The sequence below is a fragment of the Sporosarcina gallistercoris genome, assembly GCF_050459885.1.
Classification (GTDB): domain Bacteria; phylum Bacillota; class Bacilli; order Bacillales_A; family Planococcaceae; genus Sporosarcina; species Sporosarcina gallistercoris_A.
Window position 1 is genome coordinate 289,709 of the sequence record NZ_JBCMNO010000005.1, and the last position, 23,728, is coordinate 313,436.

Sequence of the window (23,728 nt, forward strand, 5' to 3'; positions counted from 1 at the left end):
AACCAATACCTTGTAGCAGAGATGAGTTAACGGGACAAGATATAGTGTGTGTAAAGAGATAACATTATCCAAAACAATACTAAGTGAGGGATGATAGATGGAACCGTACAAAATAAAGAAACTGGATTTCGAAGAATACAATAAATGCAGCAACATTTGGGATATGGACAAACAGCCGAAAATGGCGGAAACGTTCTATGAAGAGCTGGTAAGTGGTAACCGAGTTACTTTTATTTGTATTAAAGAAAATACCTTTATAGGTGAAGGTTCGTTGGTTTTCAAGAATACAGATCCACATTATACGATACCAAATAAGCGGATTTATCTTTCTCGTATGATTGTGAAAGAGGAGTATCACAATCGAGGAATCGGTGGAATGTTGCTGCAATATCTAACTGACTATGCTTTGCAGCTTGGTTATGAGGAAGTAACGCTTGGTGTGGATACGGACAATATGCATGCTCGACACTTATATGAAAAGAATGGGTTTACTGAAGTCTTATTTATCGGGGCAGACCAGTATGGTGAATACGTTAAGCTTTTGAAGAAACTGAAATAGGCATGAAAACAAAGGGTGAGATCCTTACAACTTTTGAATGCCATTGATTGTGCAAGAAGAAATAGTTGAGAGGATGGATGATAAATGAACCGTATCAATCTGATCGCATTAGGGGTTAGAGACATTTGTAAGTCATTGAAATTCTATGAAGAGATTGGTTTTGAAGCCTCGGTGATGGGAGATGAAGAAAAACCGGTCATCGTTTTCTTTAAAAATGAAGGATCTAAACTCGAGTTGTTTCCTTTGGAGCAGCTAGCTAAAGATATAAATGAGAAGAATCCACCTGCAATTTCATCCGGAGGATTTCCCGGCTTCACACTTGCATATAATGGGAAAACTATTGATGAAGTGGACGACATATTTAATAAAGTGAAAGAAGTGGGAGCACAAGTTATCAAACCTCCACAAACACTTTCATGGGGTGGGTATGGAGGATATTTCATTGATCCGGACGGTTACTATTGGGAAGTTGCTTATGGCGCTGATTGGGAGTTCGATGAGCATAATATGTTGATTATTCAATAAGTTGGGAGGGGTATGGAGAATATAAATTGAGGAGAGGAAGAGAGTATGGACAATTTGGCTGCCAAACTAATCATAGTAGTCATAGGTGTTTCGTTAGTGTTCTATTTTCTAAATAAGTTATTACGCACATACTTTAAACTTGGAAAACAGAATTATTTTACAAACAACTATGTGAATGATATGCACAAAAAACTGGATTGGATAGTACGGATTATTCTAGTTTCAGGTTTCATTTTGTTTGCAATCCCTATGTATTCAGATGAAACTGGAACCGATACATTGCTAGTACTCGTTCTTTCTTACATGTTTTTTAACTCTATCGTGTTGGAATTGGTGAGAGTTACGATGCAGAAAAAATATGCTGAGAATGAAAATGAATACATCCCGACGCTCATTGAATTAGGGCTTATTATTGTTATGGCTCCGATAATCATTTATACAAAGTTCTTTGGATGGTTCAGCTGACCGGGAGTAAATGCTCTATAAAGACCAGACTACTATTTATCTTATTGAATCCACTCTTCAAAAGAGCTCTCTATTATTTTTTAAGAGCTCTTTTTTTCGTTTAAGTAAGTTTAAAATGGAAGGCTGAGGTTAATGTCTCACTCTCGAAATACCACTCAAAAAATCGTGATTCCCTTTTATATTTTTGCGAAGCCTGATTCACTTACTTCAAATCAGTGAACAAACACTAAACCGGAAAGAAACCCCCAGTAGAAACTGATATTATCTTCGTTCTCTCTTCAGTAAATCAACTAGGGACATTTTTCTTAAAACGCGAAAAATATTTGTGCAATCTAAATACTCTGATAGAATAAAAAATGGGAGAATTTTGGTGGATAGATGTCAGTTAGAAGCAGTTGACGTGAGCTGGCTAAACTTTAAAACATTGTTTCTCTGATTCGCCTCGATTCGATAATGGTACTCATGATTTCGATTTGAACATAAAAACTATTAAATGAGAAATACAAAAACTTTTCAAAGGAGAACAAGGTTTGCAAACTAAACTTATATTTGTACGACATGCTCATTCGACACATACCTCTGATGAATTAGGAAGAACCTTATCCAGTAAAGGCTTTTCTGATGCAGCGATTATTAGCGAAATGTTCAAGGAGGAATCAATTGATGTAGTCATTTCAAGTCCATATAAAAGGGCTATTCAAACGGTCGAAGGAATTGCTGAGTTTTTCGATATGGGTGTTGTGATAGACCTTGGGTTCAAGGAACGGAAATTGTCTGATCAGCCAGTTGAAGATTTCGATGCTGCAATTAGGGACGTGTGGGAGAATCCTACCTTCTCTTGGGATGGGGGAGAGTCGAATGAAGTGGCGCAACAACGGGGAGTCAAGGCGACATTAAACGTACTCGACCTGTATAAAGGAAAAACCATCATAGTCGGAACACACGGCAATATCATGGCACTCATCATGAATTATTTTGATGACCGTTATGACTTCGGATTTTGGAACAACTTGGCGATGCCTGATGCGTATAGGATGACCTTTGAGAATGAGAAGTTGTTAGAAGTGAATCGGCTCTGGAATGAGTTCGGATTCAAATCCTGTAATGGCGGGAGGTGAGTATGTGAAAATTATTGCACAAGCAGTTTCAGCTTCATTCTTAATCCATATAATATATATCTTTGGAACGTTGTTGTTAGGTTTCATCCAAACGCTTATCTATCGGCCGAATATTGAAACGGCCTGGAGGCAGTTGGATAATCTGCAAAGTCAAGTTGTATTTGGTGCGTCTTTTTCTCCTTACATAGTCTTGTTGTCCTTTGTAACTATCGCCTTTTTTTGTTGGTTCATTCTCCTATTCATCCAGAAGAAAAGTAGTAGGATTGCGGGGGAATAAAAGTCGAAAGATATCTAGGTTGTCATCGACAGCACCGTTGACTGAATAGTACCTGCAAAAAAGGTAGGAGTAGGAGAGATGGACATAGATCATTTCTATTTAAAGTTAGTTCTAGTATTATTAGGGTTTTACTTCGTTTTGTACCTGACGGAATTCATCGCTAGAAAAATGCTGGAAACTGAAAAGAAAAAATTTTGGTCAAATCAGTAAGTAAATGAGAAACATCTCAAAATTGAATGGATCCTGAAAGGGGTGTTAATGGTTGGATTAGTAATAATGAGTTACCTAATTCTATCAAGTAACCCTGTCAAGTCGACTTGGTTCACGTACTTCCTTTTATATCAACTACTTACTACAGTGGTGCTCGAACTGTTTACAGCCTATATGGAAAAAAAGTACGCACCGAGAAAAAATCAATACATTGTGACTCTCATCGTAATGGCGGTTCTTTCCGCTTTCATTCTCTCGATCATCGCCGCAAATTCATATGGGCTAATGCAATGAAGTGTGCCGAATAGTTTACAGATAACAAAAGAAATGGGGAATACTATATGAAAACACTTCACGTAGAATTAGAACGCTTTCGAGTAATCTCAGGTAAAGAGGCGAAAGCAAGGGAATGGATGGAATTCCTGCAAGCCCATTTGGAAGAAGTTAAAAAAACACTGCCTGGTGAAAAAATGTATGTAGAGTCCATTTTTGAAGAAACGATACAAGGTGTACTCTATTTGTACTGGGTCTCTTATCAAGGCATCCGCGCCGAAGAGGTCGTTTTCTCTGATGGTTTTATCGACACGAAACATTTAGAGTATTGGAATGAGTGTATCGACCATGACTATCCAGAAAGTATATTGAAGACAAATGTCGTCATGATTCAAGATAATGTAATGGAACAGATGAAGTAATTCATACGCAGCAAAATGAAGAAGTTGAATGGCGGATAACTAGAACTATCTGTCCAGAGGGACGTGTAACTTCCTGTGACACAACATTTGGGGGATGAAGGACAATGTCGCATGGAAATTCGTTGGGGATCATTTCACATGTACTGGCTTATTGACCTCCTGGTGCTCTCAAGGCTTTTAGCGGTTAGTATTCAACGAGTCAAACTCTTTCATGTAGCTTTTATCCTTATACTCACCGGCGCGGCCTATTTCCTTTTTTTCATGGCGTTCACGGTAGGCTGGATGGCCATTCAAGGAATGCTTGGATTTGCAGTCGTGCTACTTTTCGGAGTGATGTTAATCGCGTTGGAATTGGTTAACATAGGGGTTAGGCGTATTAAACAGACCTAAGGATAAATCAGTTTATATCCTGTATATATTTTATTCAAGAACTCGGATCCTGGGGGAGATTTCATGGATATTGAACAAGAACTTAAAGAAATCATATTGAACGATGTTACATTCCTTTTAGGAGAGAATTATGGATATTAATAAAATCGGATTATTTAATATATGCCTATTGTTGTTGTGTTTGGTCGGTTGTTCATCTTCCTATAATGAAATTATAAGTTATGAAAAAGCAGGAATAAATCAAGATTTTCCTGTTCCAGCTAAAGCTGAATCAAGCAAAGTACAATTTGACAATCCTTATATTAAAAAGGGTGAAAAATATAGGTTGAAGAATATCGGAGGAGAACAAGGACTTTATCCACCCAGTGATTATTTTGAAGAAATTAATACTTGGGGTTGGGAAGTGTTGAAAGAAGAACAAATGGGACACGCCAATTTCTTTAGAAAAGGAAATACTATTATCTCTATTGTTATTCATGAAGATTATTTCGAACTATATGAAATGGATGAATATTTTCCATTAAACTGAGTACACAATCATTACTATTCTTTCACTAATGTGTGCGATTGCTTAATTGATGATCACTCTATATTGAAACCTGTTCAAATCACGGATCACATTACCAAGTCCATAGTCTATGTACATATTGTGTCTTAATCGGAAAAACATGCTTATTTTGCTTTTTATTAATATTGAGTTATTGAATCTAGAAATGCTTTTTTTATTTAAGTGAAAACCTCTGCAACGTTGAATAAGTCAGTGGGTCGATGTCATGGAAAATTTTATTGGGTTTAATGGAATAATCAACAGATTCGGGTTAATACCATTATGTTACGCAAATATCGGTTTGAATTTGAGAAGCACTGTTTTGTCTTTAAGCGAATATATAGGTAGCATCGAGATCTCACAAGTGATGACGTACTTGAATTTTCTTACGTGAACATTATATGACGCGAGTGACGCGAGAACAACTTGCAGTTTCAATTGATGAACTATGCGCTATCCACTGACAACGGATATCATACTAAAGAAATTTAAGAAGGCGGCAAAATAATTGAAAAGACTAAAGATAATTTTCAGAGTAGTTTTTTCTGCAGCACAACCTGCATATTTTCAAGTAACTGAAAGAAGAATAATAGTCATACCGTTCCGTTTTTTACACCATCCATCCTTCTTGAGGTATTTGACTTCCGAGTTATTTAAAACAGATTTCCAAATCGATTCCATGTTTCTGTATTCATACCGGCTTCATTTTCAAACTAACTCTTTTCGATTTTCAAAGGGATCTTTAGGTCGCTCATTCATCATTACAAATTGGAAGGAAGACTTAAAAAAACTGATGAGTTTGAAGACACATTGACGTACGTAACGATTTCGGATGTAAGCGTTGAAGAAACCATACACTATGCAAACTCACTACTAAGGTGCAGGAGAGATTTATATATAGGGTTTTACGATGAAAACCATCTCCTGCAAATTGATCAAGAAGAGCTGGTCATCGTTTGCAGGAATGAGGAATTAAGGGGCATTTTGCGATTATCTTTTAAGTCAATTTTCACAAAAGATGAAGAAATGGGGGAAGGGGAATGAAAATCAGACGAGTAAGGCTCGAAGATGCAAAACAGTTGTGTCATTTAATTCAACAAGTTGAAAATGATTCGCAATACATGCTGTTTGGTCCGGGGGAAAGGAGCGTTACCAGTGAACAGCTCCAATCAAGAATCCTTGCGATGAATGGTGAAAATGGATCTACCCTAATTGTAGCGGAATCAGATGGCAAGCTCGTAGGATACCTCATGGCAATCGGAGGAAGTTCCAATAGAACGAAACATACAGTCTATCTCGTAGTGGGGATTTTAACAGGCTATCGAGGACAAGGGATTGGAACCGAACTATTTGAAGCCCTTGAAAAATGGGCTAAACAACAAAACATTCATCGAATGGAATTGACTGTCGCACAGCCTAACGAAGCAGGCATCCGGTTGTATAAGAAAATGAAGTTTACAATTGAGGGGACGAAGCGAAATTCGCTTAATATCGATGGTAATTATGTTGATGAGTATTATATGTCCAAACTCATATGATGCAATGGCGTAAGTGTGTTTCATTAGTAGATTGGCCAGCTTAAACTAATTTTCGAAGGTGATGAAATATGGAAATCCGAAAACTGAAAGCTGATGAAAATCCACCAATGGATTTATTGGTATTGGCGGATCCATCGAAACAAAAAATTGAAGCGTACCTCGCGAAAGGGGATTGCTTTGTAGCAGAAATCGAACATCGGATCATCGGTGCCTATGTATTATTTCAGACAGCTCCTGGAAATGTGGAAATCATGAATATTGCGGTAACAGAAGATTTGCAGGGAAGAGGAATTGGTAAGGAACTCGTATTGGATGCAATCCAACTGGCTAAGCACCAAGGACACACCACAATCCATGTCGCGACAGGGAACTCAAGTATCGGACAGTTGGCGCTTTATCAAAAGTGTGGATTCCGGATGGTAGGTATCGACACAAATCATTTTATCATTCATTATCCTGAAGAGATTTTTGAGAATGGGATTCAGTGCAGAGATCGGATTCGATTGGCTCTGAAGTTGAAGCAAAGGTAACGGTGAAATCCGGTTTTAAATTATAGCGAATGAAAGGAAAAGACATGACGAGAGATGATAAAGATATAAAAGTGTGCACGCAGGGGCATCGGTATGCTAAGAAAAGTGATTGTCCGACTTGTCCTGTTTGTGAAGAGGAAAGAAAACCTGAAAACGGGTTCGTTTCTAATCTTGCAGCACCAGCAAGACGTGCATTAGAGAATAATGGAATTCATTCACTTCAGGTTCTCGCCACGTACACAGAGAAAGAACTCTTACAGTTTCATGGACTAGGTCCTGCTTCTATTCCTAAACTAAAGGCAGCACTGAAAGAACAAGGGATGGGTTTTAAGCATGAATGATCCAGTTTTCCGGTTACTATTGAGGAGGAATTGCTATGATTTTAGGATTAGTTCAAGGGGAAATTCATATTGTGGAGCATCAGGTTGGATGGCAAGAGGAATTCCAGAAGACTCGTCAGGCAGTCCATGAAGCCACGGGCTTGAGGTTCGATCAGATAGAACATATCGGCAGTACATCCATTAAAGGCATCAAAGCAAAACCGATGATCGATATCGCGCTTGGAGTGGACGATATCCACATGGTTTCTGTTGAATTGTTGAGAAGTTTGAAATCCATACAATTTTACCGGCTCCAAGTCGCATTAGAAAACGAAGTCGTACTCGCAAAGTTTTTGGATAATGGAAAACTGGATAAGAAAACGCATATTATTCATTTAGTTAAGTATGAAGGTCAAAAGTGGAATGATCTTCTGTCATTTAGAGATCATCTGAATGCTTCAGAATCTCTAGCTAAGGAATACGAAAGGCTGAAGTTGAGTTATTTGTCGAAAGGCAACGGGGATATGAACGACTATACAAGATTCAAAGAGGACTTTGTAAGGCGGATAGTGGAAAGCAGATAGGTTTAGGGTTCATGAAGCTTGAAGTACTGAAAAAGAATGATGATAATGTCTTATTTAGGTGACTTCTTTCGATAGTCCAGCGAAGCAAAGAAGTCAGATATTCTCCTAATTCCGTTGATCACAAGATCCTGTACGCTGAGACGAATCTTGAATAATGAATAATGGATTCATGGAAAATCAGACCAATATTGGCAGAGGTGCCTCGTGAAAAAACAATTATTCCTTTTGCTCACTTTAATCGTTATCCTGGCGGGGTGTTCCGAAACCAAGGAAAAAACCAATATCCTCTCCGTTTCGGATGTAACGGATCGTGAACGAGCAATCCTTCAAATGAACACAGATCATGGCTATATGTTCGATTTCAAAGTGAATGAAGAATTCAAAGAGGCAACGGTATGGGTAGAAAAGTATGAAAAAGGAAGCTTAGCCGATCACCCAGTTTCATCTCTCAGTTCATCCATTCGTAACAAAGGAACAATTATTTTCTCCATGCAAAGACCGGTTTCAAAATTCGATAAAACTGTACTAGATGTTGGATCGGAGACAAAGAAGGGAGCAGCTCAGGGCAAAACCTTGACGAACAACCTAAAGGCTTTGATGCAATGTCAAGTTCCTCCAGTGCATTTCCGGGAGAAGCAAAGTCCGTAGGAGATGAACTCATACTTGCAGTGATATGCTTTTCTAAGGAAAATGAGATGGACTCATTGACCACTGCGTTCTATGATGATCCCGAGGGTCATATGGAGGAGTTGGACAACTACGATCTCGTGTATGTGTTGAAAACAACGTTCAAGAAATGAGTTTATGAGTAAGGAAGGTGTATTTAGATGATTATTCTGGCGTTAACGATTATTGTATTTTTCGGTTTGGGAACTCTTTTCTTAAAAGGAAAAGGAGCATCGCTTATAGCAGGTTATAATACGATGACCAAGGAAGAAAAAGAACAATACGATAGGATCCGGCTGTGTAAGTTCATGGGCAAGATGATGTACGTTTTCTCGCTCAGTATGGTTCTTTGGGGGCTTAGTGATTTTTTGGATGAAACTTGGCTTTTGTATGCAGGATTGGCGTTGTTCTTAAGCACTGTCTTTTTTATGATTGTCTACATGAATACTGGAAATCGATTTCAAAAAACAACGTCGGAATGAAATTCAGTCCAGTGAAAATAGAAGGATTTTGAAGGAGGAGCACTATGGATTATGAACTCGATCATATCGGCATTGCGGTCAGAAGTATTGAAGAAGCGCTTCCTTTTTACTTGGAAGTTTTGAAGGGATCATTGGAGGATCGGTATACGAGTGAGGTGCCTGGCGTGGAAGTGCACGTAGCGGTTGTGAAAACCAATGGGCAAACCATCGAATTGCTGGAACCGACGAATCGGAATTCTCCGATCGCACGGTTCATCAAGCAAAAAGGAAAGGGCGTTCATCATGTTGCGTATCGAGTCGATGATTTAGATTTGGCGATACGCGAAGCAAGGGACAATGGCATCCGTTTCCTTGAAGACACGCTGCGCACGAATACACGAGGGCGACGTCTTATTTACATCAACCCCGCATCTACGGAAGGAACTTTGTTCGAGCTATGCAGTTATCCTGAGTAGGAATGCCTTACATATCCCATGCAAAAAAACAGAGACTTGTCATCTCTGTTTTTTCATTTCCATTCGACAAGCCAACTTATTGAATCGTAATTCTTCCATTGTCTGATTTTAGACGGATGGAATGTTCACCTGCTCCGAAGACGCTGCGTGAATTGTTTTCTCCGAATACGTCCACTCGCCCATGAGCGGTTTTTGTGTGGATGGTAACATTTGTCGGCTTTTCATCCGTTTGAATCTGTATGCTGCCGTTGTCAGTTTGCATTTCGATGTTGCGATCTAAGCTATTGGTGATGAGTGTTATCCGTCCATTGTCAGTTTCGCCGACAATGTTTCCATTCACGTGGCTCAGCTCGATACGCCCGTTATCGGTTTCTACGGCAATAGAATCGGCTTCGACATATCTCATTTCAATTCGTCCATTATCGGTTTTTGAAAAAATCCGGTCTGCTTGTGTATTCGTAACTTCAATGCGCCCGTTGTCCGTTTTTGTTTCAAGTACACGAGTCGCAACTTCGCTCAAGTCAATCCGTCCGTTGTCTGAAATGACGTGAAGAGATTGACTGAGCAGTTTTTCAGCACAGATTCTTCCGTTGTCCGTTTTCAGGGAGATGGCATCATAGAGTTTTTTTGGAATCGAAACTTTCAACACCACGCTTTTCATAGAGAAGCTGAACATGATGAACCTGGGGCGAAGACTTTTCAGCTTGACAACAAGTGTATTCCCATTTACCTCAGCAGATAATTTTAATTTGTCATTGCTGCCCAACAGTTCCACTGTCGTGACGTGATTGTCAGAAGGGGATAGAAGGAGGACGCCGTGTTGCACTTCAATGGAGACGTCTTTGAACGTGTCCTCTTGGATGTGGATGATTTCGGCACCAGCGTTCGTCTGAACAGCTTTACTCGGCTCGGGATAAGATGTCAGAAGTTCGTCGGCAATGGAGCTCGGAGACCCTAATGAACTTGAGATTTCATCGTCTGTTTTACCGTCTTCCCGGCCGTCGACGAAGTATTCCCGAATATCCTGTACGATGTCCTGGCGCTCTTCAATAGGGAGCCTGCTTAACAGCCCTTCAAGAGTAGTAATGTATTGTTGTTCAGTCATTGTTGAACCCCTCCTTAATAAGTGTATTGACGCCCATTGAAAAATGCTTCCATTCTTCTAATTGTTCGTGAAGATATTCCCGTCCGGTGTCCGTAAGTGTGTAGTATTTGCGTGGAGGACCTTCTGTGGATTCTTTTAGGTATGTCGTGAAATACCCTTCTTTTGTTAATCGGCGTAACAGGGGATAGACGGAACCTTCTGAGATCGCAATTTGATCGGAAATCTTTTGTACCAATTCGTAGCCATAGCGATCCTGTTTGTCAAGAAGTACTAATACACATAGATTCAGTACACCTTTCTTGAACTGGATATTCACAAAAACTCACTCCTTTCACTACTATATAATGTGTAGTACTGATTCAAATGATGTACTGTTGTTTTAGGATAGCATGCAGTAGTGTTCATTGCAAGGTACTACCGGAAAAAATGTTTCAGAACAGATACATAAAGGTCCTAACTTTAGAGAGACTTAAACCTACTAAGTTCAGTAGGTTTGTAATAGGTGTACTCTTTAAGGTTCATCGTTAATAACAAAAGGAGAGAACACAACGATAATGTTCTCCGGGAATCTTAGGGTTATTCACCGGAAAGACTTTTGTAGTGTTCTGAACCTGTGAAGTCATCATCACTTAACAAATAGGGATGTGTTTCTTTTAATATTTTTGAAAGATACTCTGGCATTCTATCCATGTGATACGCGCATATCAAAGGAAATGCTAGTTGGTTCACAGCGTTGTCGATCTGCTGCTCCAATTCTTCGACGAGCTTCAAAGGGTCTTCCATCGTTGCCCATTCCACGTGGGCCCATGATCTAAATGCAATATTGTCGGTTACATAAGGTTTTACCGTCTTATTGAAGTACTCAACAATTGCTGGGGGATGATAACTGCCACTCGAGTTGTAGAAATCGAAATTTTTCACATGATGCATATATTTCAATTCTTCTTCTGTATAAATTTTTTCCAATTCTTTATAAATCCGAGGATACAGACGCTCGTTTTCAATGAATACTATGTAATCTTTAGCTTTTATTCCATCCTGGATGAATTTGACTGCTTGCCGTATATAATTTTCGTCTGTTTTATAGGAATAGAGGATATGCACACATCTTTCAGCTCGAAGCAATTCTTTCAATTGTGGGTTCATAATTTTCCAGCCCTTCATGTTAAAAGATATAGTGCAATGTTATTTACCTGTTCCTTACTTATCTTACCCTATAGAGTTGTTAAAATATAGTGGATTTCATGAATTTTACAATAGCTTATCGAACGTCCGCTTCTTACTCATGAACGCTGTTTTCCGTGGCAAGTGAGCGGAAATCTAAAAGGGGCATTTGAATGGTTAAAACGTTAACAGACTGAAACCCATTGTTATGAAAACCAATAGGGCTCAGTCTGTCAGTTGCTTAGCAGTCGTGTTTATTAGTCTTGCAGTTGTCATTGTTATTTGAAACATAAGAAGCGCCGATGATAATTAGCAGAATGAATAGAACAACTAATAGCGCGAAACCGCGGCCGCCACCGTTTCCACCATTCCCACCTGGACCACAATAGTCAGCGTATCCGCCATAGCCACAAGGGTTATATCCGTATCCCATTTTGTCACCTCCCATCAGCGAGATTGTATGTTGTCAACTTCACCTCATAAGCACTTCCAGTGATCGGCTCCTAAGACTGTTTCATCCCACCTCCACGTTGCCTATGTTGATAGAGTATGCAGCTTGAGTATCCGTGCCTGTGACATTCACACAATTAATGATTTTTTGGGTGTTGTCCTCCGTGCAGGATGCTTGGCATTCATATACTGATGTAGGTTGACTCAGATGGGAGGGTGCAATATGGCGTTGGAAAATATGCAACAACAGTGTAACCGTCATCGCGGAAAAGCGGTGGTGATCCGAACAAAAGATGGTAACGAACATCGTGGAATTATTCAGCACGTGGATAATCGACACGTATATTTACAACCGTTGAATGGCGGTAGAAATTTGGGCGGATTTGGCTATGGATTCGGCGGTTATAGCTATAGAGGAAGAGGGTTTGGATTAGGCATTGCAATAGGAGCCATTGCGACGCTTGCGTTGATTCCGTTCTTCTTTTGGTGATCTACTGATGGCGGATTGAGGAGGCAGCACTTGATAACATGGGGTGCTGTCATCCTGGTTTTATTGGGGGATTGGTTATCCTGATTGAGGAGGGTTTGAAATGACCTCCGCGTTTACGCTCAAAATATCGGATATACATACGCCATTCGTATTCAGGTAGCTGCCAACTAAATAATAGCCAACGCAATAACCAGCCATTCGAGGATGGCCATTCCATCCGAACAGATACTGATTGTGTAATGGATGAGATTTCAATAGTTCCTTTTGGGGTGAAATGATTTTTCTCCAGATCTTTTCGAGCTTTCCCTTGGAGTGTAATTTTGTCCAGGAAGCGGTGTAGGCTTCACCAAGTCTCTCACGAACTGCATGCTCCGCTAGGCCTTCTAATATAATCGAGTCCAATAACGTATAAGATTTCTCGTCTTTTTTTGTATGCCAGAGCCGACAGACGTGATTGTATTCGTGGATGAGAAGCGCTTTCAATTCTTGTTCTGAAATCGTTGCAGGTGCAAAGAGAAATAGCTTATCTGCAAATGCTAAGCCTGCTTTTCCATTCGTTTCCTTCATTAGCTTCTTATCCGTTGTATTCGAGGGCAAAATAATAATGGGAACATCAGGACCTTTCCATTTCTTTTGAAGTGCCCGGTGCTCTTTCTCCACAATTGTCCAAATGTTGTTTTGGATCATCGTTTCTACAAGTGAAAAACCGCTTGTAGTGTGTTCAAGGTACATACCATGTAACCGGAAATAATCAACTATTTCTTTTGCGGAAACACCAGGGAACAATGGTTTCAACTTACTACACAGTTCAATAGGATTTTGGTAATGTTCCGTCAGCCATTCATTCGTTTTCATCACAGCCATTGCAATCCTCCTCCGTACCGTATACTATGCATCGGTTTATTTAAAGACCGAAACCGACCAGTCAAGTATGAAAAGCAGTACTCCTTATAAATACAACTGTCCACCTGTCACCGAGTATTTTGTGTATGTTCTTCAAGTAGGTAGGACCTGTGTGTAGGTCTGAGCTGACGAATAGTGCCAGTCCATAAGTTTTAAGCAACGTAGTATTCAATACGAAGAGTATTCTTGCAAATCAATCAATAACATGTTAGACTGTAAACAATTAATCAGAACGGAGGTGAAAGGAATGAAGAATTCAGTAGCGCAGGCATGTGTTCAAGTGGATACCCCGACTTATATTGCACGTGTCATTACTTATGATTTTTTGGAGAACGGGATACGTATGTCCTTTTTTAGAAAACCCAAAAAATCAAAGCGCAACTGATTAACTTCACTCTTTTCACGAAAAGACTGCTTGTTAACGGGCGGTCTTTTTTGTTTGCCTGGAATCAGTGCGCTCCTGGAGGCACTCACAATGCATATAAAAGCGGAAAATCTCACAAAATCTTTTGGCGGTACAATTATACTCGAGCATCTTACGATGGAAGTGAAATCCGGAGAACATGTGGCACTTGTCGGACGTAACGGGTGCGGGAAAACGACATTATTAAGCTTGCTTGCGCGTTTAGAATCTCCAGACGAAGGTCGCATTATTCAAGCTAAGGATAGTCACATCGGATACTTGCATCAGATTCCTTCATACCCGGGTCATGTTGTTAAAGATGTTTTGTTAGAAGCGTTTCATGAGCTGTTAGAAATTGAACGTCGCATGAAAGAACTGGAATTGCAAATGGAAATAGAAGTTACGGACCGGATTCTCATTCAGTATGGAAACCTGCAAGAGACGTTTATGGAACTTGGCGGTTACGAGATGGACTCCAAGCTTGCGAGCATAGCAAACGGTTTAGGGATCACTCCCTTTTTTCAGCAGGAGTTTGATGCGTTAAGCGGCGGAGAAAAAACAAAAGTGATGTTGGGGCAAATCTTACTGAAAAATCCAGATATCCTCCTATTGGATGAACCGACGAATCATCTGGATCTATCTGCAATCGAATGGCTGGAACAGCACATCCAACAGTTTCCAGGAACCGTTATTCTCGTTTCCCACGACCGTCAATTCATGAACCGTGTAGTGGATAAGGTCATTGAACTAGAAGATGGACAATGCTGGGTGAGTCACGGAAATTATGATGCCTTTCTATTGAATCGAGAGGCTCGATTGGAACAGCAATTTTCCGAGTACAAAGAGCAGCAAAAGAAAATCGGGAAAATCAAGGAAGCGATCCGGCGTCTTCGTCAATGGGCGAACGAAGCCTCGCCGCCCAATCCGGATCTTTTCCGAAAGGCGAAGTCGATGGAGAAGATGCTTGCGAGAATAGAAGTTGTCAAAAAGCCGAAAACGGAGAAAGCGATGCGACTGCGGTTAGAAGCGAGTGAACGCAGCGGGAAAGAAGTCGTGCGTATTGAACAACTACGTCATCGGTATTCAATCGATCAGACACCGATTTTTGATGGGATTTCGATGTCTGTCTACTGGCAAGATCGGTTAGCGATAGTTGGAAATAACGGTACAGGGAAATCCACATTATTAAAAATGATGTTGCACCAAATAGCTCCGTCTGAAGGTCGAATTCACATAGGAAGCAATGTCACAATCGGGTACTTAGCACAGCAATTTGATACGTTGAATGATGAAATGCGTTTGATCGATGCTTTTCGCGAAGAACTTTCGGTGACTGAACCCGATGCCCGTCATATTCTCGCGCAGTTCCTGTTTTACGGTCATGATGTATTTAAAAAAGTGAAAGATTTGAGCGGCGGAGAAAAAATGCGGCTCCGTCTCGCTCAGCTTATGCAGCAAAACATCAACTTGCTTATTTTGGATGAACCGACAAATCATTTGGATATAGAGAGTCGGGAAGTTCTTGAAGATACGCTTGAGCGCTTCGAGGGTACAATCGTTGCGGTGAGTCACGATCGGTATTTCTTGCAGAAACTGTTTACGAAGATTGCGTGGATTGAACAGCGAAAGTTGACCCTCCACAATGGGGATTTTACATTTGCTCAGCGAAAGCAAGTTGAACGTTAAATGAGGAGGTTCTTATGCGTCGGATTTTAGTGATGGGAGTTTCTGCAGGGGCAGGAAAATCCACTTTTGCTCGGGCCTTAGGGAAAAGTCTCAATTATCCGGTCACTTATTTGGATAGTTTGTATTTTGAACCGGGTTGGCAAGAAGTCTCTGCTGATGTATTTGAACAACGTCAAGTGGATGCGATTGCAGGTTCCACCTGGATTATAGAAGGGAACTATTCGAGAACGGTGTCAGTGCGTGAAAAATACGCGGATACGATTATTTATTTGGAGCTCCCTTTGCATCTGTGCTTGTTTCGCGTTTTTAAACGAAGAATCCGATATCATAGGCAAACGAGACCTGATATGGGAAAAGATTGCCGTGAAAAATTGGACTGGGCATTCCTCAAGTACATCGTAACTACGTATAGACGACGAAAAGGGGATATGAGGAGTCGGATGAATCGATATGCTGCAGAAGGAAAAAGAGTGTATCCTCTTCGGTCACGGCAACAAATAAGAGAATTTCTTCAGAAAGTCGAATGTAAAAAAATAGACGAGCTGCGTTAGCAGTTCGTTTTATTTGTAATTCTCTATAATCAACCGTATTATTATCTTTAATTAAGAGTAATGTTCAGGGCGAGAGAGGGAGGTTATTTCATGGAACTTAAAGGGATCCATCACGTTTCAGCAATCACTGCACATGCTGCAGACAATTGTTATTTTTATACAGAAGTCATGGGGATGCGTCTTGTGAAAAAGACAGTCAATCAGGATGCTCCATCCATGTATCATTTGTTCTATGCAGACGAGGCAGGAAATCCAGGGACGGAGTTAACGTTTTTTGAAATCCCGCGTGCGGGTGCTACACACGCAGGAACGAATAGTATCTCATTAACTTCATTACGAGTGCCTTCTGACGGAGCGTTACAATTTTGGAGCGAGCGATTTAAGAAATATGGAGTGAAACATGAAGCGATTAGTGAACGAAGAGGGCGCAAGTCGATTCGTTTCACTGATCCTGAAGGACAACGTCTCATGCTCGTTTCGGATGAAACAAATGTGGGGGTTGAAGGGGGAGTGCCCCAAGTTCATGATGAAATCCCTAAGGAGTTCGGAATTGTTGGACTGGGACCAGTTACGTTGACCGTTGCGAATGGGGTCTGGACTGGGGATTTGATAGAGAAGGTTCTGAGATTCAAACCAGTTGCCACTTATCCTTCTGCTATAGATGGTCAGCGAGATGTGGTCGTTTATTCAACTGGGGAAGGTGGAACGGGTGCAGAACTTATTATTGAAGAACGAACGGACCTGCCTGCTGAACGGCCTGGCCGTGGGAGTGTTCATCATGTTGCGTTACGCGCAGCAGACAAGGAAGAGCTTTCACAGTGGATTGCCCGACTGAATGAGATGAATGTCCCTCACTCCGGTTTCATAGACAGATTCTATTTCGGTTCTGTCTATATCAAGGATCCGAACGGTCTGACGATTGAACTTGCAACGGATGGACCGGGGTTCGACACCGATGAGCCGTTTGAAACGATGGGTGAATCTTTAGCGCTGCCGCCTTTTCTTGAACCTCGACGCAAAGAAATTGAGAGAAAACTTAAGCCGCTTGGTATTGGGCGTTAAGATAAGAAGCCGTTGTTAGTGTTGGGAAGGATTAAAGCTTTGGAAAGGGTCTCAATCGAAGGAAATTTTCATAAATATGGTTATGTGTTGTTGAATGATTAGATGTTCAGATTTTATAATCATGAATCGCGGAGTTATAATCATTTGCTGGGTTTATGAGCGGAATCGTGGAGTTATGATTACATTACTGGTTTTATGAGCGGAATCGTGGAGTTATGATCACATTACCGAGTTTATGAGCGGAAATGTGAAGTTATGATCACAATACTGATTTTATGAGCGGAATCGTGGGGTTATGATCACATTACTGGGTTTATGAGCGGAATTCTGGAGTTATGATCACATTACCGAGTTTATGAGCGGAATTGTGGATATTAGACCAATTCTCCCTAACAAACTTTCCGCAAACAACAAAAGAGCAGCCTCGGCTGCTCTTTTTAGGTGGTTTCTTTTACAATTTCATCGACAGTGGCATTCACTTCGTCGCGTTTCATTTTCTCTTCGCCTTTTTCGAGGGCAGATAAGGTCTTTTTCGCAAGTGCTAAAGGAATCTTGCAGAATAGAACGATGTTTTTTGTCTGGATTTGCTTCATGTATTCATCCGCCATCGCTAAGTTTTCCCTAGCGTAGTCGAACAAATCTTCACGTGTCCAGCCGTCGGGTAAGAATCGGACTCCCCGTTCGGCGTCTTCATCCTGGTTGCGCAACATATTGACAGCTTGCAAACCTCGACCATATCCAATGGCTAACTCTCGATCTGTAATTGTCCCATCGTATTGCTCCCAAATATCTGAAAGCATGACACCGACAAGTCCTGCCACGAAGTACGTATATTCGTCCAAGTCTTCTTTTGTTTCGATTTGAAAATCTTTTTCTACCCATTTCGCCATACCATCCGCCATGATTGCCGTGACGTTACGGACATTTTCATATAGATCAGGCGGGCACACTGCCAGCCAATCCGCTAAACGAATTGTCACTTCAGGCAACTGACCTTTTACAGGGGATAAGAGTTCGGCATAGTCCGCTTCATTGAATCCATTCCGAAGAAGGTCAGCGGTAGCACGGAGTAAGGCTGACTTTTTCGGGGGATCGAGCTGTTCATGGTCTTCGATTTCATCGATAGCACGCAAACATAGATATGCAGAACCGACCGTTTTGCGAAGGGTTGGGTTCAATAATTTAATAGGTATGTAAAACGTGCGGCTTGTCTCTTTTAGAACGCGCATCGCATCTTTTTGTAAGGCGGCTTCATTCATGACTAAATCCTTCTTTCCATAAATCGATGTAGTAGACTCTAGTATTTACATCATACCGCTTACGCACGGTCTTTTCCATTGAAAGCCACTTGAATGCTTGACGGAATTGAAAAGCAATCCTATAATGATTAATACTTCAATTGTTAAAATGTTTAATCGTTGAAGTATTTTTGATTGAAGGAGGTGCCCTATGTCAGAAGGCAGCGCAAAAGATTTTGTGAAGTTTGAAGAATTGTTTTGGAATGTGACTCGGGATATGAGTAAGATGTGGAAACAGATTTTTGAATCACATCTACCAGGATCGCAGTCTCATTTAGTATTTACACTCGCACGCAAAGGTCCTATGAAAATGTCGGAGATTGCTCAAATTCTTGGTTTGACAGCTGGTGCTGTGACAGGTGCTTCAGACAAACTCATTGATAATGGATATGTAACACGAATTCGTGACAAAAAAGATCGGAGAATTGTTTACTTGGGAATAACAGATGAAGGGAGGGCAATGTTACACCAATTGCAAACAGTTGGTCGAACAAAGATGACAGAGGCTTTTAGCCATATAAATGAAGACCAAATGCCGATGATTATTGAAGTGTTTGAACAGGCAGCTGCTAATATATCGACAATGAAAGGAAATGAGAAATGAACCATCTGACAGCGAAACAGAAAGTGACGATTATGATTGCGATCATGACGGCAATGTTTTTCTCAGCCATCAACCAAACGATTATCGGTGTCGCAATGCCGCGTATCATCTCACGTCTTGGCGGTATGGATTATTACACGTGGGTCATTACGATTTACTTGCTGACTATGGCGGTAGCCACAATTCTTGTTGGGAAGCTGTCTGATATTTATGGCAGAAAACCATTCCTTCTTGCGGGTATCGCGATATTCATGGTGGGTGCATTTCTGTCAGGATTCTCATCGACCATTTTCCAGCTCATCGTTTTTAGAGGGATTACAGGAATCGGTGGAGGAATCATCATGTCCACTGCATTTACAGCGGTGGGAGATTTGTATTTGCCAAGAGAACGTGCGAAGTGGACGGGTGCCATGAGTGGGATTTTTGGGATTTCAAGTGTTCTCGGGCCCTTAATGGGCGGATACATCGTGGATCATCTTGATTGGCACTGGGTTTTTTGGATATTCTTACCGCTTGGACTCGTGGCTTTCGTGTTGATCGCTAAATTGTTCCCTAAAGTTGCGCCTAGAGAAGGAGAGTCCATCGATTACTTGGGTTCATTGTTCTTAACAGTGACAATTGTTTCGCTCTTAATGGCCTTTAGTTTAGCTGGAGAAGGTGTTGGGAAATATGCTTGGGGCTCTTGGCAAATCATGGGGCTATTCTGTTTGACTATACTTTCGTTAATTGTGTTCATCATTACGGAAAGTAAAGTGAAAACTCCTGTCTTACCACTGACCTTATTTAAGAATGATATCGTAACAATGTCGAACATTGCTGGTTTTTTATTGGGTGCAGGAATGATGGGAGTCATGATTTATACGCCGTTCTTCATCCAGGGGGTCAAAGGGATTTCTCCCAGCGGATCGGGGTATATAATGATGCCGATGTCTATTGCAATGGTATTCGCGACAACGTTTGCAGGAAGTTATATGACGAAAACCGGGAAATATAAAGGTCTAGCCGTCTTAGGATTGGCTATTGGAGCGATTGGTATCTTCCTGATGAGCTTCATTACCATTCATACCTCAGTTGCATTGCTTATTACCTATTTATGTATTGTTGGGATAGGTCTTGGACTCAGCATGCCAGTGTTTTCACTCACTGTACAAAATGCGGTTGACCTTCGACAATTGGGTGTCGCCTCAGCATCCTCACAACTGTTTCGATCACTTGGAAACACGGTTGGAATCGGTATTTTTGGAGCTGTGATGAATTCTATCATGTCGAAGAAGATGATGTCCCAGTTTTCAGGGGACAGTGAGGGGATGTTATCTTCTCTTCCTACTGAAGAAGCAGGTAAAATCGGTCAGCTTATGAATCCTGAAATACTATTGGATACACCGAGACTGAAAGAGTTAAAAGCGAGTTTACCAGTGGATATTCAACCAATTGCAGAACAGCTGATAGGAACGGTTAAAGGGATCTTTAGCGAAGCGATTACGACGACTTTCTTTGTAGCTGCATGTATCATGGTAGCTGGCGCCATCGTTGCAGTATTTTTGCGAGCGATCCCACTTGTCTCGGCAAATGACGCTTTCCCTGATACGCATAAAAATGAAAAGTAACTGTGTCAAATACGCAGCCGTGTCGTGATCATCCGACACCGGCTGTTTTTTATCCTGAAGACGCAATCGACATGATTTCGTGCAACAGTCACTTGTAATTTGGTATATCAAATGTTTCGGGGAACTGTGAAACAGTAACGGACCAAATGGAATATGCCAACAGACGTTTCCTAGGAAATGTAAACAGCATAGCAAGAAATGTGTTCGGATTCCTCTGAGGTGTAACAAATACTGCGAGCTTCGAATTTTGCGTGATGCAACAGGGATTCAAATTGTTTTTAAAGTTATTGCTATTGAAATGGATTACCACAGTACTTTTAGTCATAAGTATAGGTGACAGATATCTTAGAAGAGAGTCAGCAATCGATTTACAATGAGATGCAACAAATACTCTAGAGACACAACCATCACGATTCATATGGATAATCGCAAGAGGAGAAGGGTGCTGTTAAATGTATCCTCTCCTCTTGTTTTAGTTATATTTCTGAATTATCATTATAATTAGTATTCATAATGGAGGAGGATGTTAATGACCAGTCAATCCAATGTTGAAAATATTATCGATCATGTGAAATCTGTTCGAAGAAATACGTTAGGTGATTTACTGCTGAGAACGAGTGAGCGGTATCCAACAAAGCCAGCGCTCATTTTTAAAAGTCAGCGCATCACCTATGGAGAGTTGAATGAGTTAGTGAATCGCACTGCACACGGCCTTTTGTCGAATGGCATGAAGAAGGGTGACTTTGTCACCGTTATGACTCGAAACAGTCTGGATTTTGTCGTCCTCAACTTTGCTTTAGCCCGTATCGGATCCATCATGGTGCCTATCAATTACATGCTAACTGAAGAAGAAATTCGTTATATCCTCGGACATGCGCGGATACGTGCAGTATTTGCTTCGATGGAATTCACAGCAATCATGGATCGATCATTGAAACATCACAAAGTGGCACAAAAAGTAATTATCGGGCAAACAGATGATTGCGTGCCAGACCAATGGGTTTCCATCCATAACATTCGTACCGATCAACCCTCCACATTGCCGGAAACTGAAATCGATGATGACGATATTGTGCATGTATTATATACGAGTGGTACTGAATCGCGGCCTAAAGGTGTGATGCTCAGTCACAAAAGTCTGATCAGTGAATATGTCAGCTGCATCATCGACGGAAAAATGAGTAATGAAGATATCGTCATCCATGCGCTTCCTTTATACCATAGTGCGCAATTGCACGTTTTCCTTGGACCTAGTGTTTACTTAGGTTCGAGCGGAATCATTCTGGAAGCACCAACCCCTGAGGCGATTTTAAAAACAATTGAAGAAGAGCGGGCAACGTTACTGTTTTGTCCTCCGACCGTGTGGATCGCACTTCTTCGCCATGCGGATTTCGATAAAAGGGACTTATCTTCTTTGAAAAAATGTTATTATGGCGCTGCCATTATGCCAATGGAGATTTTGAAGGAACTAAAAGAACGTTTACCTGATGCTTCACTTTGGAATTTTTACGGTCAAACGGAAGTCGCACCTCTTGCGACAGCATTGCAGCCTGTGGACCAACTCAGAAAACTCGGTTCAGCAGGGGTGCCAAGTCTGAATGTGCAAACTAGAATTGTGAACGATCAGGATGAGGAAGTGCCACGGGGGGAACTAGGGGAGATTGTTCATAGAACCCCGCATGCGATGAAAGGATACTTGCACGATGCAGAAAAAACAACTGAAGCTTTCCGTGGAGGATGGTTTCATAGCGGCGACTTGGGAGTCATGGATGAAGAAGGTTATCTAACCATCGTGGATCGCAAAAAAGATATGATCAATACGGGTGGTGTGAACGTTTCGAGCAGAGAGGTGGAGGAAGTCATCTATGAAATGGAGGGTGTCTCAGAAGTGGCTGTCATCAGCATTCCGGATCCTTATTGGATTGAAGCCGTGACAGCAGTGATCATACCGAAAACAGGAACGGTATTAGAAGAAAAAGAGGTCATTGAGTTTTGTAAAAAGCGGTTGTCATCCTTTAAAACACCAAAGTATGTGGAGTTTTCAAATGAGCTGCCTAAAAATCCTAGCGGGAAAGTTTTGAAACGGTCATTGCGAGCGGATTTTTCAACTAGAGGCAGTTCATGAATGCTTGTCAGTCAGGAGTCATTATCTGTTACGAAATATAAATGCGCATGTAAACTGCATCCGGGATTAAATTCGCTTTGACAATTAGGACAGTTGGACTGACAGGATAAGTACTGTGCCACAGTCAGTTCATGCCCGCAGCTTCCGCAAAGGATGGCTTTTTGGTCAAAGCGATCTTTTGGCCACTGTTTTGGCTGACTGCAGCCGTAGTGTGCATGACATTCAAAACAGGGGAAATACTGATCACAGCAATAGAACTTTATGGCGATTCGGTCGATTTCTTTATGGTAATGGGCACATCTCGTTTCACAATCCACTTGGCTTCCCAAAACATTTTGCCCATGAATGTTCATTTAACTTTCAACTCCTTTTTGTTTATTGTAAGCTAATTAGGTGAAGATAGACAAAAATCGTGAATTTAAGCTGATTCACATCATTATGATGCATACTACAGCAGGTTTTGTGGTATACACAAGTAGGAAGGAGGGATTGCTGAATGACACTTGTCCATATTGGCGTGTTTTTACTCGCTGTATCGTTCGCGATATTTGCAATTTATCTATGTGTAGTCCTTACTCGGATTTCCGGGTTATTGACAACTGTTGGAACTACGGCGAACCGAATGGCAGATAAAGCTGATGTCTCCATTAAAGAATTGGAATTGACAATTGTTGAGGCGAGAACTTCAGCGACTGACGTACAACTGAAATTAAATGCTTTGAACAGCGTAGCAGAAACTGCTAAAAACCTTGGAGATACGGCATACACAGCTTCCGAGAGTGTTCATGGGATGGTCAAAAACTATGCTGAGCAACCGGGCTTGCCTGGAACGAAGCCTTTTGTGGGGACAATACAGCTGGCTGAGTTCGCTTCAAGCCTTTTCTCTACATGGAAGAAAGCAGAAAATGTGACGAAATGA

At 41.1% G+C, this 23,728-nt stretch carries 32 protein-coding genes and 1 pseudogene; 26 read left to right on the forward strand and 7 right to left on the reverse strand.

Annotated features, from left to right (window positions below):
- The first annotated feature begins 97 nt into the window (after positions 1-97).
- The 17 genes and pseudogenes from ABE021_RS03410 (at position 98) to ABE021_RS03490 (ending at position 9,361) form a co-directional block, all read left to right on the forward strand.
- On the forward strand, positions 98-559 hold the full coding sequence (locus ABE021_RS03410; protein WP_430286808.1) for a GNAT family N-acetyltransferase: 462 nt from the start codon (positions 98-100) through the stop codon (positions 557-559).
- Positions 560-643: 84 nt separating this feature from the next.
- Positions 644-1,084, forward strand: a complete 441-nt coding sequence (locus ABE021_RS03415; RefSeq protein WP_430286809.1) for a VOC family protein — start codon at positions 644-646, stop codon at positions 1,082-1,084.
- Between the two features lie 45 nt (positions 1,085-1,129).
- The gene (locus tag ABE021_RS03420) at positions 1,130-1,549 is read left to right on the forward strand and encodes a DUF4181 domain-containing protein (protein ID WP_430286811.1); all 420 of its coding nucleotides are present in this window, start codon (positions 1,130-1,132) and stop codon (positions 1,547-1,549) included.
- A 530-nt stretch (positions 1,550-2,079) separates the two neighbouring features.
- Complete coding sequence (locus ABE021_RS03425) at positions 2,080-2,667, forward strand: histidine phosphatase family protein (protein WP_430286812.1); 588 nt, start codon at positions 2,080-2,082, stop codon at positions 2,665-2,667.
- Between the two features lie 4 nt (positions 2,668-2,671).
- A complete protein-coding gene (locus ABE021_RS03430) occupies positions 2,672-2,944 on the forward strand; it encodes a hypothetical protein (protein ID WP_430286814.1) in 273 nt (90 codons plus the stop codon).
- Positions 2,945-3,022: 78 nt separating this feature from the next.
- Positions 3,023-3,154 (forward strand): hypothetical protein, encoded by a 132-nt coding sequence (locus ABE021_RS03435; protein WP_430286817.1) that lies wholly within the window; start codon positions 3,023-3,025, stop codon positions 3,152-3,154.
- Positions 3,155-3,166: 12 nt separating this feature from the next.
- Positions 3,167-3,448, forward strand: a pseudogene (locus tag ABE021_RS03440) (DUF4181 domain-containing protein); the annotation flags it as partial.
- Between the two features lie 47 nt (positions 3,449-3,495).
- A complete protein-coding gene (locus ABE021_RS03445) occupies positions 3,496-3,849 on the forward strand; it encodes a DUF6176 family protein (protein WP_430286819.1) in 354 nt (117 codons plus the stop codon).
- Positions 3,850-3,960: 111 nt separating this feature from the next.
- Positions 3,961-4,239 (forward strand): hypothetical protein, encoded by a 279-nt coding sequence (locus ABE021_RS03450; protein WP_430286820.1) that lies wholly within the window; start codon positions 3,961-3,963, stop codon positions 4,237-4,239.
- A 130-nt stretch (positions 4,240-4,369) separates the two neighbouring features.
- Positions 4,370-4,768 carry a hypothetical protein gene (locus ABE021_RS03455; RefSeq protein WP_430286821.1) on the forward strand — a complete coding sequence of 133 codons (399 nt, stop codon included), beginning with the start codon at positions 4,370-4,372 and terminating at the stop codon, positions 4,766-4,768.
- 1,058 nt (positions 4,769-5,826) lie between these two features.
- On the forward strand, positions 5,827-6,324 hold the full coding sequence (locus ABE021_RS03460) for an N-acetyltransferase family protein (RefSeq protein WP_430286822.1): 498 nt from the start codon (positions 5,827-5,829) through the stop codon (positions 6,322-6,324).
- 68 nt (positions 6,325-6,392) lie between these two features.
- Positions 6,393-6,854, forward strand: a complete 462-nt coding sequence (locus tag ABE021_RS03465) for a GNAT family N-acetyltransferase (RefSeq protein WP_430286823.1) — start codon at positions 6,393-6,395, stop codon at positions 6,852-6,854.
- 44 nt (positions 6,855-6,898) lie between these two features.
- Positions 6,899-7,195: an RNA polymerase alpha subunit C-terminal domain-containing protein gene (locus tag ABE021_RS03470; RefSeq protein WP_430286825.1), complete on the forward strand. Its 297-nt coding sequence runs from the start codon at positions 6,899-6,901 to the stop codon at positions 7,193-7,195.
- Positions 7,196-7,230: 35 nt separating this feature from the next.
- Complete coding sequence (locus ABE021_RS03475) at positions 7,231-7,758, forward strand: GrpB family protein (RefSeq protein WP_430286827.1); 528 nt, start codon at positions 7,231-7,233, stop codon at positions 7,756-7,758.
- Positions 7,759-7,962: 204 nt separating this feature from the next.
- The gene (locus tag ABE021_RS03480) at positions 7,963-8,406 is read left to right on the forward strand and encodes a hypothetical protein (RefSeq protein ID WP_430286829.1); all 444 of its coding nucleotides are present in this window, start codon (positions 7,963-7,965) and stop codon (positions 8,404-8,406) included.
- Positions 8,407-8,585: 179 nt separating this feature from the next.
- Positions 8,586-8,906 (forward strand): DUF3784 domain-containing protein, encoded by a 321-nt coding sequence (locus ABE021_RS03485; protein ID WP_430286830.1) that lies wholly within the window; start codon positions 8,586-8,588, stop codon positions 8,904-8,906.
- A 44-nt stretch (positions 8,907-8,950) separates the two neighbouring features.
- Positions 8,951-9,361, forward strand: coding sequence for a VOC family protein (locus ABE021_RS03490; protein ID WP_430286831.1), 411 nt, complete (start codon positions 8,951-8,953; stop codon positions 9,359-9,361).
- 76 nt (positions 9,362-9,437) lie between these two features.
- Here the strand turns inward: ABE021_RS03490 and ABE021_RS03495 are convergent, their stop codons facing one another.
- From ABE021_RS03495 to ABE021_RS03510, 4 genes are all read right to left on the reverse strand, one after another.
- Complete coding sequence (locus ABE021_RS03495; RefSeq protein WP_430286832.1) at positions 9,438-10,466, reverse strand: DUF4097 family beta strand repeat-containing protein; 1,029 nt, start codon at positions 10,464-10,466, stop codon at positions 9,438-9,440.
- Positions 10,459-10,782 (reverse strand): PadR family transcriptional regulator, encoded by a 324-nt coding sequence (locus ABE021_RS03500; protein ID WP_430286833.1) that lies wholly within the window; start codon positions 10,780-10,782, stop codon positions 10,459-10,461. Before ABE021_RS03500 ends, ABE021_RS03495 begins: the two co-directional genes overlap by 8 nt.
- Before the next feature lie 260 nt (positions 10,783-11,042).
- A complete protein-coding gene (locus tag ABE021_RS03505) occupies positions 11,043-11,612 on the reverse strand; it encodes an MEDS domain-containing protein (protein WP_430286834.1) in 570 nt (189 codons plus the stop codon).
- A 259-nt stretch (positions 11,613-11,871) separates the two neighbouring features.
- Entirely contained in the window at positions 11,872-12,063 is a 192-nt protein-coding gene (locus ABE021_RS03510; protein WP_430286835.1) for a YjcZ family sporulation protein, read from the reverse strand.
- 240 nt (positions 12,064-12,303) lie between these two features.
- On the opposite strand from ABE021_RS03510, the gene ABE021_RS03515 reads away from it, so the two are divergent.
- Positions 12,304-12,570 carry a hypothetical protein gene (locus ABE021_RS03515; RefSeq protein ID WP_430286836.1) on the forward strand — a complete coding sequence of 89 codons (267 nt, stop codon included), beginning with the start codon at positions 12,304-12,306 and terminating at the stop codon, positions 12,568-12,570.
- 75 nt (positions 12,571-12,645) lie between these two features.
- On the opposite strand, the gene ABE021_RS03520 is transcribed toward ABE021_RS03515, so the two are convergent.
- A complete protein-coding gene (locus tag ABE021_RS03520) occupies positions 12,646-13,434 on the reverse strand; it encodes a DUF2268 domain-containing protein (RefSeq protein WP_430286837.1) in 789 nt (262 codons plus the stop codon).
- A 286-nt stretch (positions 13,435-13,720) separates the two neighbouring features.
- Here ABE021_RS03520 and ABE021_RS03525 point away from each other — a divergent pair, with 286 nt between their 5' ends.
- The 4 genes from ABE021_RS03525 (at position 13,721) to ABE021_RS03540 (ending at position 17,175) form a co-directional block, all read left to right on the forward strand.
- Positions 13,721-13,858, forward strand: coding sequence for an RAxF-45 family protein (locus tag ABE021_RS03525; RefSeq protein WP_430286838.1), 138 nt, complete (start codon positions 13,721-13,723; stop codon positions 13,856-13,858).
- 90 nt (positions 13,859-13,948) lie between these two features.
- Entirely contained in the window at positions 13,949-15,562 is a 1,614-nt protein-coding gene (gene abc-f / locus ABE021_RS03530) for a ribosomal protection-like ABC-F family protein (protein WP_430286839.1), read from the forward strand.
- Positions 15,563-15,576: 14 nt separating this feature from the next.
- On the forward strand, positions 15,577-16,113 hold the full coding sequence (locus tag ABE021_RS03535; protein ID WP_430286840.1) for a topology modulation protein: 537 nt from the start codon (positions 15,577-15,579) through the stop codon (positions 16,111-16,113).
- Positions 16,114-16,203: 90 nt separating this feature from the next.
- Positions 16,204-17,175 (forward strand): ring-cleaving dioxygenase, encoded by a 972-nt coding sequence (locus tag ABE021_RS03540; protein ID WP_430286842.1) that lies wholly within the window; start codon positions 16,204-16,206, stop codon positions 17,173-17,175.
- A 437-nt stretch (positions 17,176-17,612) separates the two neighbouring features.
- Here the strand turns inward: ABE021_RS03540 and ABE021_RS03545 are convergent, their stop codons facing one another.
- Positions 17,613-18,434: a squalene/phytoene synthase family protein gene (locus ABE021_RS03545; protein ID WP_430286844.1), complete on the reverse strand. Its 822-nt coding sequence runs from the start codon at positions 18,432-18,434 to the stop codon at positions 17,613-17,615.
- 190 nt (positions 18,435-18,624) lie between these two features.
- On the opposite strand from ABE021_RS03545, the gene ABE021_RS03550 reads away from it, so the two are divergent.
- From ABE021_RS03550 to ABE021_RS03560, 3 genes are all read left to right on the forward strand, one after another.
- A complete protein-coding gene (locus tag ABE021_RS03550) occupies positions 18,625-19,077 on the forward strand; it encodes a MarR family winged helix-turn-helix transcriptional regulator (RefSeq protein ID WP_430286846.1) in 453 nt (150 codons plus the stop codon).
- Entirely contained in the window at positions 19,074-20,684 is a 1,611-nt protein-coding gene (locus tag ABE021_RS03555) for an MDR family MFS transporter (protein ID WP_430286847.1), read from the forward strand. Before ABE021_RS03550 ends, ABE021_RS03555 begins: the two co-directional genes overlap by 4 nt.
- Positions 20,685-21,213: 529 nt before the next feature.
- Positions 21,214-22,809, forward strand: a complete 1,596-nt coding sequence (locus tag ABE021_RS03560) for an acyl-CoA synthetase (RefSeq protein WP_430286849.1) — start codon at positions 21,214-21,216, stop codon at positions 22,807-22,809.
- A gap of 11 nt (positions 22,810-22,820) precedes the next feature.
- Here ABE021_RS03560 and ABE021_RS03565 read toward each other — a convergent pair whose 3' ends face one another.
- Positions 22,821-23,162: a CHY zinc finger protein gene (locus ABE021_RS03565; protein ID WP_430286850.1), complete on the reverse strand. Its 342-nt coding sequence runs from the start codon at positions 23,160-23,162 to the stop codon at positions 22,821-22,823.
- 143 nt (positions 23,163-23,305) lie between these two features.
- Between ABE021_RS03565 and ABE021_RS03570 the strand changes: the two genes are divergently transcribed.
- Entirely contained in the window at positions 23,306-23,728 is a 423-nt protein-coding gene (locus tag ABE021_RS03570; RefSeq protein WP_430286852.1) for a DUF948 domain-containing protein, read from the forward strand.